Here is a 12375-nt window from a genome sequence, read left to right as displayed (position 1 = left end):
TTTGTATCAACCGGCTCTGCCCGGCAGAAAGGCTTCGAGTTCCCGAACAACACGCGACGCCGTCATACCATCCCACAGCGGGATATCTGCGGGCTGCCGCACGCGATAATCCGACGCATGTAGCACCGATGTCACCGTATCGGACAGCTGATGAAGTTCGACAAGCTGATTGGTTCCCAGTGTGATCGTGATTGGACGTTCGGTTGATGTGCGCAGCGTCAGGCATGGCACGCCCAGAAGGCTGGTTTCTTCCTGCACACCACCGGAGTCTGTTACGACAACGCCTGCGTCCTGCATCAAACTGGTAAACCCGACATACCCCATCGGCGGCAGCAAGCGAACACCGCCAGCACTTAGTGGCTCGATCAAATTTGATGTTCGAAGGCGCTTCTCGGTCCGGGGATGAAGGACAAAACAGATCTCCGCTTTGGTGGTGAGCGCCATCAACGCATGGCATATCTGATGGAGCCGTCCGAGATCATCGACATTGCTTTGCCGATGAAGCGTTACAAGGACATAGCGACCTTTAACGAGATTGAGCTTGCGGGCGCTTTCTTCCTGATCAATCGTTCCTTTCATCATTGCCAACGTATCAGCCATGATATTGCCGACACGCTTGATGCGGTCGGCCGTGATCCCTTCGGCCCGTAAATTTGCATCTGCATCCATCGACGGCGTCAGCAAGAGGTCCGCCTTTTGATCAATAGCGATACGGTTTTGCTCCTCTGGCATTGCGGGGTCAAAACACCTCAGACCTGCTTCGAGATGGATCAGGGGAATATGCATTTCTGCTGCGACCATTGCGGCTGCCCATGACGAATTCACATCGCCCACGACCAAAACCATGTCTGGTCGTTGGATACGACAATACACTTCGTACGCCTGCATGATGCTTGCTGTCGGATCATCAGTTTCATGCGGCTTCCAAGCCAACCCATGACCCGGTTGCGGAAGCCCAAGCTCACGCCAGATTTCACTGGTCATAGTTGCATCGGCGTGCTGGCCGGTGTGAACAAATATCGGCCGGATTGTTGGATGCCCGCGCAACGCGCGCCACAGAGGCGCGATTTTCATGAAATTGGGACGCGCGCCCGCAATCAGATGAAGCTGCATCTATGGCCTCCAAACCCGGTGAACTTCATGCAGTCGGTATCATAGGCTTGTTACGTATCGCGTTGCACTTATCCAATCGTCCGTAAGGGCTGGAAGGTCATAACCTGTTGGATAATGGGTAAATTATGCCGCCCAAGACACAGAAAACCCTAAAACTCGATATGTTCGGCCGCATGCAAGGTTGCGGAAGTCAGCAGACCTTTGCAAAAGCGCCAATGGTCTTGAAGTTGCATGAATTTTCCCGGTTCGCGTTACACCCTGCAAAAGGTTCGCCCTTTGTTTGGTGTGGTGCTGTGTACATCCATGAAGAAGGATATTTTTCATGAACAGTCTTCTTGGATTGGGGTTTGGGCTACCGGTATCGTCGCCCAAAACCTCAGTATCTAAGGATGGTGGACCCGAAGGTATCGACAAATACAGCGCATTTAGCGCAACACCTCAAAGCAGCAAATCTGCACAACCGACTTTTTATGGCACCAAATTCGGCGATTTGTCTGATGCGGTGCAGGCGGTCATGCTGGAAATGCAAGCAACCGGAAGCGGATCGACATCCTTTGCCGATGCAATGGCCAATGTGGCCGAAAAAGGCAAGGATGCCACTTCCGGTGAGGAGGCCTCCAATGGGGTCTTCTCGTCAAATTCTGATCCGGCCAAAGACGATCCTGCATTTGCTGAGCAGGATACCGAGGAAGAATTCAAATCTGCCGTTCGTGACAGCTTGAATCCGCCATCACAGGAGGAAAAACGTAACGAAAAGGCAGAAATTGAGGCCCGTAAAGAACGTCAGGAAATCGATGTTGCCGCCCAACTGGCTGCAAACGATCTTCCTGAAACCGTTGCTGGTCTTGATAGTCGGGTTGCAGCCCAGGTCATGTCCGGTCAGCCGGGTCAAACCCAACCTGCATTGGCCGCCTGATTACATCGGCCTAAAAACCTTGAACGGAGCAGCGCAAAATAGCGCTGCTCTTTTTCATTGCGGATCGGATTAGAACAGCTTTGGTGGTGCATCACCGCGTTCTTCGCTTTGCAGTTCCAGCAAGGCGTTGTTATAGGCCATCATCGCATCTTTTTCATGGACAAAGCCGATGATATGACGCTCCTCGGCGCTATTAAGAACCGGCAGATGTTCTTCGCCGGTTTGCTCCATCAGCTTGATGGCCTTTTCGATATTGTCTGTCCGGTAAAGGACCGGCGGCTTTGATCGTGCGACCTCGCCCGCCGTGACTTCGTCGCCAAGATTGGGATCAAAGGCTGCATGGCGCAAATCGGTCAGTGTGATCGTTCCGTGCAACTTGCCCTGATCATCAATGACAAAAAGTTCCGAATAGGGTGCGTTGATCAGCTTTTCACGGACAGTCGTCAGCCCCTCGGTCAGGGGGACGGTTTCATATTCGCGCTTCATGATCTCATCCACCTTGATCGTGCGCAGCAAGTTGACTTCCCTGCCCCAGCGCGTCGACAAACCACGACATTTCAATTGCCACTGGAAAAACGATCCGGCCTGGAACTGATCCATCACCACCGTCGCCAGCACAGATGCCACCATCACCGCAACCGTCAACGCATAGTCACCGGTCAATTCAAAGATGATCAGGGTCGTTGAAATCGGTGCACCAAGGATGGCCGCGGCAACAGCCCCCATCCCAACAAGCGTGTAGGCCGAATAGCCAGATGATAGCTCGGGAAAGGCACTGGTTGCGATCATCCCGAATGCCCCGCCCAGCATCGCCCCAAGGAAAAGTGCCGGGCTGAACATGCCGCCCGCAAAACCAAGCCCCATGCAGATCGAAACGGCAAAGCCCTTGGCAAGCAACAAGCCGATCAGGAAAGTCAGGCTGTAGCTTTCATTAAGCGCATCATTCATCGCCCCATAGCCGACACCGACAATCTGCGGAAAGACCAATGCAATCAGGCCAACAATCAGCCCGGCAACCGCCGGACGCAGCCAGAGCGGTGCATTGGTCCGATTTGCCGTTTTTTGCACGACCGGGATGGCACGCACGACCAGAACCGCCGCCACACCGGCAATAATGCCCAAAAGCGCAAAAGCCGGGAACTCCCAGAAAGATTGGATTTCATGACCGGGAATCAGAAAGGCGACCTCATCGCCGTAATAGATGCCCGTTATGACCGTGCCGGTGACCGATGCCAGCACAATCGGCGCAAAAGCCGTCAGGGCATAATGACCCAGTGCAACTTCGTGGGCAAAAAGGGCGCCTGCCAACGGCGCATTGAACGATGCCGCCACTGCCGATGCCACGCCACATCCCAACAGTGTTCGGGATGCCGAACGGCGCAAATGAAGAATGCGCGCCAGCCACGCGCCAAATGATGCGCCCATATGGACAACCGGCCCTTCGCGGCCAAGGGATGCACCACTGCCAAGCGATACTGCACTGGCAATCGCACTTTTGATCCCGCAGCGGGTCGACATGCGTGCATCGTGGAACGATGCCGCGTCGATCACATCGGCAACCCCGTGCGGTCGTTTTTCCGGCAGGAACTTGTAGATGAAAATCCCGACAATCAGACCGCCCACCGCCGGGGCCAGGATGAGTTGCCAGACGGGAATTTCACTGAGATGCCGGTGAAGGGCTTCTTCGCCAGTCCCGAAAAACAACGACTGAACAAGCAACAAGCCATCTCGAAACAGGATGGCGCCGCCCCCGGCCAGTGCCCCGACAATCATTGCCAAAATCGACAGAACCAGCTGCTCGCTTTTGACGATGCGACGCATTCGGTTCAAAAAGATGTTCGATTTCAAAAGCTTTTCAGCCATATCAGCAATACCGGGGTTGGCGAATTGATTGTGCGTATGATCTTAGGATCAGCTTTTCCTGCGAATAAAGGGTAAAGACAAGAACCACCATGTTTAATTTCGCATTCCTGACGCCCGTTGATTGATCAGGATAGATATGCCACAACAAGTGACCCGGATTCAGCGCCCCCCCCAGTGCCGCGATCCCGTTTCAGAAAACCGTCATTGCCAAAATCATACGAAATACAGCATTCTGCCTGTCTCGCGTGAAAGCAGGGCCAGAAACGCCACCAATCGTTCTCAACGGAACCAAAAACAATGAATGACCACCGACCAACGGGTACACAGGCGGCGCGGCCGCTGCCCGGTCTTGTTGAATTTATCTGTCTGATGGCAATCACAATCGGGCTTGTTGCCCTGTCGATTGACAATCTGCTGCCGGCCTTTGGCCCGATCGCGCAAGACTTTGGCATCGAAGACGGCAACCGCATGCAGATGCTGATTTATGTCTTCATGATCGCGTTTGGCCTGATGCAGATCGTTTATGGCCCGCTTGCCGATAGTTTTGGTCGCCGCCCCACCCTGATCGCAGGACTTGGTATTTATTGCATCGGCACCGTGATGGCGATCTTTGCCGACAGCTATGAACATCTTCTTATTGCGCGTTTCGTACAGGGTCTTGGTGCGGCTGCACCGCGGGTTTTGACCATGGCGATCACGCGCGATTGTTTTGAAGGGCGCGAAATGGCCCGCGTCATGTCGTTTGTCATGATGGTGTTCATCATCCTGCCTGTGTTCGCCCCGGCATCGGGCAGCCTGATTTTGGCACTGGCCAACTGGCATATGATTTTCGTCAGCACCTTGGTCCTCGCGATTGCGATTGTCTGCTGGTACCTGCTGCGCATGCCTGAAACCCTGCATCCGGAATATCGGCATAAATTGTCGATGCGCCGGATCGCACGCGACATCAAAACCACCGTCACCAATCGTCAGACATTCGGCTATGCCACGGCGATGGGCGTCATGTTTGCCTGCCTGATGGCCTATATCGGATCTGCCCAGCAGATCTTCGAAACCGAGGTTTACGGGCTTGGTGTCTGGTTCCCGCTGGCTTTTGGCATGATTGCCGCCTGCATGAGTTTCTCGTCATTCATCAATGCACGACTGGTGCGCAAGATCGGCATGCACAAGATTTCTCATGTCGCGCTGTTCTTCCTGACCGCCAGCAGCCTGATCAATGTGCTGATTGCTCTGTGGTTTGACGGGCATCCGCCCTTGTTCGTCTTTGGCATCGGCCTGACAACGATCCTGTTCTGTTTCTCGCTGACCATGCCGAACTTCAACTCGCTTGCGATGGAGCCGGTCGGGGCGATTGCCGGTACTGCCTCCTCGATCACGGGCGTCTACAGCACGTTGATCGGCGTCATTGCCGGCGGAATTATCGGGCAGCAGTTCAATGGCACTGTCATCCCACTTCTGGTCGGTTATTTCGCGCTTGGCCTGATTGGCATTGTGATTGTTGGCATCACTGAACGCGGCAAGTTCTGCCACGCAACCCACTAGGCAACCGACATTCCTGGACACAAAAAAGCCCCGCAGAGTGCAGTCTGCGGGGCTTTTCCTTGCGACCGGACAGGTGTTTATTTCGCCTGACGCGGATCGTAATTGAGGTTCGGTGCCAACCAACGTTCTGCCTCTGCCAGGGTCATGCCCTTGCGCTCGGCATAGCTTTCCACCTGATCGCGTTCGATTTTACCAAGGCCGAAATACTTGGCATCCGGGTTGGCAAAGTAAAAACCGCTCACCGACGAGGTTGGCGTCATGGCATAGCTTTCAGTCAGCGACACACCAACATTCTTCTCTGCATCCAAAAGATCCCAAAGAATGCCCTTTTCAGTGTGTTCCGGGCAGGCCGGATAACCCGGTGCCGGACGGATACCGCGATATTTTTCGGCAATCAGGTCATCATTGCCAAGCGCCTCGTCCGGTGCATAGCCCCAAAGCTCTTTACGAACTTTTTCGTGCATATGCTCGGCAAACGCCTCGGCAAAACGGTCGCCCAGGGCCTTGACCAGGATGGCATTGTAATCATCATGCTCTGCTTCAAGCTTGGCAGAGATTTCTTCGACTTCTGGCCCGGCGGTAACAACGAAGGCACCGATATAGTCGGTCTTGCCGCTGTCTTTTGGCGCGATATAGTCGGCCAACGCGCGGTTCGGACGCTTGTTGTTTTCGCGATACATCTGCTGACGCAGGGTATGGAGCATCACCGGCTCATTCTTCTCCGGTGCCGGGGTAACTTCGATATCATCACCGACCGAGTTGGCGGGCCACAGACCGACAACCGCCTTGGGCTTGAACCATTTTTCGGCAACGATTTTTTTAAGCATTTCCTGCGCGTCCGCATAAAGGCTACGCGCCGTTTCGCCGACCTTTTCATCCTTCAGGATGTCGGGGAAACGCCCATGAAGTTCCCAAGTCTCGAAGAACGGCTTCCAGTCAAAGCGCGACACCAGTTCTTCCAGATCGAAATCTTCAAACAGGGTGATACCGGGTTTAAGCGGAACCGGTGCTTCAAAGTTGTCCCAATCGAGCTGAACCTTGTTGGCACGTGCATCGACAATCGAGAAACGCTTCTTCTGCAGTTGCTGTGCGGCATGCTTTTCAGCCATCGCGATATATTCGTTGCGAATTTCCGCAGCAAAGCGTTCGCCATTGGTTTTTGAAAGCAGATTGCTGGCAACACCCACCGCGCGCGATGCGTCGATCACGTAAACCACCGATGATTTCAGATAGTTCGGCGCGATTTTAACCGCTGTATGGACCTTCGACGTCGTCGCGCCGCCAATCAGAAGCGGAATATTCAGCCCTTCGCGTTCCATTTCGGCCGCGACATAGGTCATTTCTTCAAGCGACGGGGTAATCAGGCCCGACAAACCGATCATGTCGACCTTTTCGGCCTTGGCGGTTTCGATGATTTTCTGGGTCGGCACCATCACCCCAAGGTCGATGACCTCGAAGTTGTTACATTGCAGAACCACACCAACGATGTTCTTGCCGATGTCATGCACGTCGCCCTTAACGGTCGCGAGCAATATCTTGCCGTTGGTTTCGTGCTTGCCATCTTTTTCCTCTTCGATGAAGGGAATCAGATAAGCCACCGCCTTTTTCATCACACGCGCGGATTTCACCACCTGCGGCAGGAACATCTTGCCGTCACCGAACAGGTCACCAACGATGTTCATGCCGTCCATCAACGGACCTTCAATCACATGCAGCGGCTTGTCCGCCTGTTGACGGGCTTCCTCTGTGTCTTCTTCGACGAACTCGGCAATACCGTTGATCAGGGCATGCGCCAGACGTTCCTTGACCGGTTTTTTACGCCATTCAAGGTCGGCCTTTTTCTCGGGCCCGCCAGTACCTTTGTATTTTTCGGCAACTTCAAGCAAACGGTCGGTCGCATCCGAACGACGGTTCAGGATGACGTCTTCGACGCGTTCACGAAGCTCTGCCGGGATTTCTTCATACACAACCAACTGACCGGCATTGACGATCCCCATGTCCAGTCCCGCCTTGATGGCGTGATAGAGGAAGACCGAGTGCATCGCTTCGCGGACCGGGTTGTTGCCCCGGAACGAGAAGGAAACGTTTGAAACACCACCAGAAATCTTGGCGTATGGCAGGTGCTTTTTGATCAGCTTGCAGGCTTCGATGAAGTCGACAGCATAATTGTCGTGTTCTTCGATACCGGTCGCGACGGCAAAGATGTTCGGATCGAAAATGATGTCTTCGGGCGGGAAGCCAACCTTATCGACCAAAACGTCATAGCTGCGCTTGCAGATTTCGAACTTGCGATCAACCGTATCGGCCTGACCTTTTTCATCAAAGGCCATGACGACAACTGCCGCACCATAGCGGCGCAGTTTTTTGGCCTGTTCGATGAAGGGTTCTTCGCCTTCCTTGAGGCTAATCGAGTTAACAATACCCTTGCCCTGCAGGCATTTCAGACCAGCTTCGATCACGTTCCATTTGGAACTGTCGACCATGATCGGAACGCGGGCAATGTCTGGCTCGGCCGCAATCAGGTTGATGAACTTGACCATTGCCGTTTCGGCATCAAGCATCGCATCATCCATGTTGATGTCGATGATCTGCGCGCCGTTTTCGACCTGCTGACGGGCAATCTCAAGGGCTGCGTCGTAATCTTCTTCGACGATCAGCTTCTTGAATTTCAGCGATCCGGCGACGTTGGTCCGCTCACCAATATTGATAAATCTGGAAATGTCGGTCATGGGTCTTTTCGATCTCTTTTCAGCTATCAATATCAGATTTACGCAGCATCAAACGGCTCGAGGCCGGACAGACGCATTCTTGGTTCAAACTTGGGCACAACGCGCGGCTTGGCATTTGCCACCGCATCGGCAATCGCCTTGATGTGCGGCGGTGTCGTACCACAGCAGCCACCCAGCAGATTAACCATGCCAGTATCGGCCCATTCCTTGACCAATTCGGCCATTTCGGCATCGGTCTGGTCATATTCACCAAACTCGTTGGGGAGGCCTGCATTGGGGTAAACCGAAACGCGGCATTCGGCAATGCGCGATAGTTCTTGAACATAGGGGCGCAGCTGTGCGGCACCCAATGCACAGTTCAGACCAATCGAGAACGGCTTGGTATGACGTACGGAATTATAAAACGCTTCAGTCGTCTGCCCCGAAAGTGTCCGGCCGGATGCATCGGTGATCGTGCCTGAAATCAGCACCGGCACATCTTCACCGCGTTCGTCGAGAACTTCGTCGATGGCAAAAAGCGCAGCCTTGGCATTGAGCGTATCAAAGATGGTTTCGACCAGCAGCGTATCCGCCCCACCATCCAGCAAACCGGTTGTGGCTTCCTTGTATGCCTCTTTGAGCTGATCAAAGGTGATGGCACGGAAGCCGGGATTATTCACATCGGGTGAAATCGACGCCGTACGGTTGGTCGGGCCGATCGCACCATTTACAAAGCGCACATCCCCCGGATGGGCGGCTTCCCATTCATCGCAGGCAGCGCGTGCAATCTTGGCACTTTCGAAATTGATCTCGTAAGCCAAGTCTTCCATGCCGTAATCGGCCTGGGCAATGGTTGTCGCGCTAAACGTGTTGGTCCCGTTCAGGTCTGCCCCGGCCGCGATGTACTGCAGATGGATGTCCTTGATGATGTCCGGCTGGGTCAGCGACAAAAGGTCGTTATTGCCTTTGACGTCCTGTTTCCAGTCAGCAAAGCGTTCGCCGCGATAGTCTTCCTCGGTCAGCTTGTGCTTCTGGATCATCGTGCCCATTGCGCCATCAAGGATCAGTATCTTTTCCTCGGCCCGTTTGCGCAGCAGGGCAATGCGTTCCTTGCGATCATTCATCTTTTTCATCCAATCAATTCTTCATGCGTCCGGGTTACAGGGCAAAAGCACCTTCAGGCTGCAACCTGTTCGGTTCCGCGAATGCCCAGCGCATGGCAGATGGCATATGTCAGTTCGGCACGGTTAAGCGTATAGAAGTGGAAGTCGGTCACCCCTTCGCTGATCAACCCCTCCACCTGCGAAATGGCTTCGTGGAATGCGACCATGCGACGGGTATCGGGGTCTTCATCAAGCCCTTCGAAACGCCAATGCAAACGTTGCGGCACAGAAGCACCACACATATCGGCAAATTTCAAGAGCGACGCAAAGTTTGTCACCGGCAAAATGCCCGGAACGATGGGCGCTTCGATGCCCGCAGCCACACATTTGTCACGGAACCGCAGATAGGTTTCGTTATCAAAGAAGAACTGGGTAATTGCCCGGTTGGCCCCGGCATCAATCTTGCGTTTGAGATAATCAATCTCGAAATCGGAACTCGGCGCGTCCGGATGGGTTTCCGGATAGGCTGATACCGAAATATCAAAATCGGCAATTTCCTTAAGGCCAGCAACCAGATCAACCGCATAGGCATAGCCACCCGGGGTCGGTTCATACTTGTCGCCCGCGTCCGGCAAATCCCCACGAAGGGCAACGATGGACCGGATACCCTCGTTCCAATAACTGCGCGCGATCTGATCGATCTCTTCCTTGGTGTGACCAACACAGGTCAAATGGGCGGCGGCCGGAATGCCGGTTTCACCCTGAATACGGGTGACACTGCCATGGGTGCGATCACGTGTGGTGCCGCCCGCCCCATAGGTCACCGAAACAAAAGACGGATTGAGCGGCGCAAGCCGATGGATCGACCGCCACATGGTTTCTTCCATCTTCTCGGTTTTCGGCGGAAAGAACTCGAACGAAACCTTGAGGTGTTTGCGTACTGCGTTGATTTCTGGAACCGTCATCATATCGATATCTCAATCCTGTCTTCGCTTTCCCGCAGGCTGAACCCTTGGGTCGGTCTTTCTATCTGGTTATTTTCAATACATGCTGCGCGTTATTCCGCAGCCTTTTCTGAATTTCTTTGAACTTTGTCCGCTGCTTGTGCCGATGTCGGGCGAGCCATCCAGATCCGAACCGTCAGTGGTTTGCCCGGCAAACTGACAACGTTACCAGGCTCAAGACCGCTGGCGCGGAACCAGTCATTGATGGACGCATCATCAAAACCAAGACGTCTGTGCGCATGTTCTTCGCGGAGCTCTTCCTGTTCGTGCTGGGCAAAGTCGACAATGACAAGCTTGCCCCCGGGGGCCAGAACGCGCGCTGCTTCGGCAAGGGCCGCCTCGGGCTTTTCAGCGAAATGTAGCACCTGATGAAGGGTCACCACATCAAACATGCCGCCGGGATAAGGCAATTGGTACATGTCGGCTTGTCGAACAAGGCAGTTGGACAGGTCTGCACGCTGCAAGCGTGCACGCGCAACAGCCAACATTTCGCGTGACATATCAACGCCAACGCCCTCTTCGGCGTTACGCCCGAGAAGCTCAAGAATACGCCCGGTACCTGTTCCGACATCGAGAATCCGGCCACCGGTGAGATCACCAACCGCCTCAAGCAATGCTTTTTCAACAACAGCCTCGTCGACATGCAGCGAGCGAATCCGATCCCAGTCTTCGGCATTGGCGCGGAAATATTCTGTCGCGATCTTTTCACGTTCTGCCTTCACCTGATCGAGACGGGCACGATCAAGTGCAAGCGTCTCGTCATCTTTTGGCAGCAAATCCAGCACAGGCTGCACAAGGTCGGCACCCGGCCCGGAATGCGGCGTGCGATAGAAAACCCAAGTCCCTTCGCGGAACCGGACAAGCAAGCCTGCCTCGCACAATAATTTAAGATGTCGGGAGACGCGCGGCTGGCTCTGACCGATGATCTGGGTGATCTCGCTGACGGTCAATTCGCACTCGGCACAGATCGCAAGCAAGCGAAGCCGCGTTGCTTCAGCAGCTGCGCGCAATCTTGCCAGAACCTGTTCCATACCAATGCCCTCCACGTCGACAAGAAAGATATAAAGATATGTTTATATTTGTTCAAGCGCTATTTTCGCGTGAAAACTTGTTGCCTAAATGCCACACCTGAAAACTGCTTGATCCTGATCAACTTTTTGTATGCTGGTGTTTAATTTCACCCTATGCTAACCAAATGGATATCTGAGGCGTGCGCGTTACATGATCGCCCTTCGAGCAGGGGATTGATCGGTAACGTTTTTTGGTGTCCCGCATCAAAAGCGTTTCGGGTCGGGGAAGTCTGTGTATCGAACATCGGTTGGCTAAAAATAATGAAGTTTCGAACTTTGCTTTCGCTTTGTGCCGCAGGATCGCTGTCTTTGCTGACCGCGTGCGCATCGACAGAACCCGCTCAGGACACGAGTGATTATGATCCGCTTGAGCCGGTGAACCGCGTGGTTCACGGTGTTAATGGTGCGGTCGATTTCATGGTCCTGTATCCTGCTGCAATGTGGTACCGCGACATTGCCCCGGAACCTGTTAAAACCTCCGTCGCGAGCTTCGTGCGCAACATCAACGAACCGTTGAACTCGTTCAACGCGTTGCTGCAGGGTGACCCGGATCAGGCTGCTGCCTCGTTCCAGCGTTTCATCATGAACTCGACCATCGGCCTTTTGGGCTTCAACGATGTCGCATCTGATTTCGGCATTCCGTACCGTCGCGAAGATTTTGGTCAGACCCTTGCCCATTACGGCATTGGCGGCGGCCCTTACATTGTGCTTCCGCTGCTTGGCCCGTCCAACCTGCGCGATACAGCCGGCATCGGTGTTGACTATGTTGCCAACCCGCTGACTTGGGGCGCACAGAATAGCGACACCGCCGAAGCCCTTTATCTTGGCTCGGTCGGTCTTACAGCCCTGCATTATCGTTACGCGACGATCAATCAGCTGAACGAACTGCAAAAGTCGTCTATCGACTATTACGCAGCCCTGCGCAGCCTCTATCGTCAGCAACGCAATAAGATGATTCGCAACGGTGGCCCGTCACCAGAATTCGCTGTAGAAGACGAAAGTGCATCTTTTGACTTCGACGATGCTGTCGAAGCGGCAAGCAAGTAAGAGCCGGTC

General features: G+C 54.0%; 9 protein-coding genes. 3 read left to right on the top strand and 6 right to left on the bottom strand.

Annotated elements, in window-relative coordinates; genetic code table 11:
• Positions 1-6: 6 nt before the first annotated feature.
• Complete coding sequence (gene wecB, locus TH2_RS06295) at positions 7-1113, bottom strand: non-hydrolyzing UDP-N-acetylglucosamine 2-epimerase (RefSeq protein ID WP_008889570.1); 1107 nt, start codon at positions 1111-1113, stop codon at positions 7-9.
• A 322-nt stretch (positions 1114-1435) separates the two neighbouring features.
• On the opposite strand from wecB, the gene TH2_RS06290 reads away from it, so the two are divergent.
• Positions 1436-2029, top strand: coding sequence for a hypothetical protein (locus TH2_RS06290; RefSeq protein WP_008889569.1), 594 nt, complete (start codon positions 1436-1438; stop codon positions 2027-2029).
• A gap of 69 nt (positions 2030-2098) precedes the next feature.
• On the opposite strand, the gene TH2_RS06285 is transcribed toward TH2_RS06290, so the two are convergent.
• On the bottom strand, positions 2099-3892 hold the full coding sequence (locus tag TH2_RS06285) for a chloride channel protein (RefSeq protein WP_008889568.1): 1794 nt from the start codon (positions 3890-3892) through the stop codon (positions 2099-2101).
• Between the two features lie 297 nt (positions 3893-4189).
• Between TH2_RS06285 and TH2_RS06280 the strand changes: the two genes are divergently transcribed.
• A complete protein-coding gene (locus TH2_RS06280) occupies positions 4190-5434 on the top strand; it encodes a multidrug effflux MFS transporter (protein WP_008889567.1) in 1245 nt (414 codons plus the stop codon).
• A 77-nt stretch (positions 5435-5511) separates the two neighbouring features.
• Here the strand turns inward: TH2_RS06280 and metH are convergent, their stop codons facing one another.
• The 4 genes from metH to TH2_RS06260 form a co-directional block, all read right to left on the bottom strand.
• Complete coding sequence (gene metH, locus TH2_RS06275; RefSeq protein ID WP_008889566.1) at positions 5512-8163, bottom strand: methionine synthase; 2652 nt, start codon at positions 8161-8163, stop codon at positions 5512-5514.
• 38 nt (positions 8164-8201) lie between these two features.
• Positions 8202-9266: a homocysteine S-methyltransferase family protein gene (locus TH2_RS21475; protein ID WP_040822979.1), complete on the bottom strand. Its 1065-nt coding sequence runs from the start codon at positions 9264-9266 to the stop codon at positions 8202-8204.
• A 53-nt stretch (positions 9267-9319) separates the two neighbouring features.
• On the bottom strand, positions 9320-10213 hold the full coding sequence (metF, locus tag TH2_RS06265; RefSeq protein ID WP_008889564.1) for a methylenetetrahydrofolate reductase: 894 nt from the start codon (positions 10211-10213) through the stop codon (positions 9320-9322).
• 89 nt (positions 10214-10302) lie between these two features.
• Complete coding sequence (locus TH2_RS06260) at positions 10303-11280, bottom strand: ArsR/SmtB family transcription factor (protein WP_008889563.1); 978 nt, start codon at positions 11278-11280, stop codon at positions 10303-10305.
• A gap of 300 nt (positions 11281-11580) precedes the next feature.
• Here TH2_RS06260 and TH2_RS06255 point away from each other — a divergent pair, with 300 nt between their 5' ends.
• On the top strand, positions 11581-12366 hold the full coding sequence (locus TH2_RS06255; protein ID WP_157193870.1) for an MlaA family lipoprotein: 786 nt from the start codon (positions 11581-11583) through the stop codon (positions 12364-12366).
• Positions 12367-12375: the final 9 nt, after the last annotated feature.

Source organism: Thalassospira profundimaris WP0211 (assembly GCF_000300275.1).
GTDB classification, from domain to species: Bacteria; Pseudomonadota; Alphaproteobacteria; order Rhodospirillales; family Thalassospiraceae; genus Thalassospira; species Thalassospira profundimaris.
Note: the sequence above shows the minus strand (reverse complement) of the source record. Positions and strands in the feature narration are given on the sequence as shown.

Excerpts from the sequence above, each read along its gene's own strand:
- metF (WP_008889564.1), bottom strand. The coding sequence starts at position 10,213 with ATGATGACGGTTCCAGAAATCAACGCAGTACGCAAACACCTCAAGGTT.
- TH2_RS06255 (WP_157193870.1), top strand. The coding sequence starts at position 11,581 with ATGAAGTTTCGAACTTTGCTTTCGCTTTGTGCCGCAGGATCGCTGTCT.
- metH (WP_008889566.1), bottom strand. The coding sequence starts at position 8,163 with ATGACCGACATTTCCAGATTTATCAATATTGGTGAGCGGACCAACGTC.
- wecB (WP_008889570.1), bottom strand. The coding sequence starts at position 1,113 with ATGCAGCTTCATCTGATTGCGGGCGCGCGTCCCAATTTCATGAAAATC.
- TH2_RS06285 (WP_008889568.1), bottom strand. The coding sequence starts at position 3,892 with ATGGCTGAAAAGCTTTTGAAATCGAACATCTTTTTGAACCGAATGCGT.
- TH2_RS06260 (WP_008889563.1), bottom strand. The coding sequence starts at position 11,280 with ATGGAACAGGTTCTGGCAAGATTGCGCGCAGCTGCTGAAGCAACGCGG.
- TH2_RS06290 (WP_008889569.1), top strand. The coding sequence starts at position 1,436 with ATGAACAGTCTTCTTGGATTGGGGTTTGGGCTACCGGTATCGTCGCCC.
- TH2_RS21475 (WP_040822979.1), bottom strand. The coding sequence starts at position 9,266 with ATGAATGATCGCAAGGAACGCATTGCCCTGCTGCGCAAACGGGCCGAG.
- TH2_RS06280 (WP_008889567.1), top strand. The coding sequence starts at position 4,190 with ATGAATGACCACCGACCAACGGGTACACAGGCGGCGCGGCCGCTGCCC.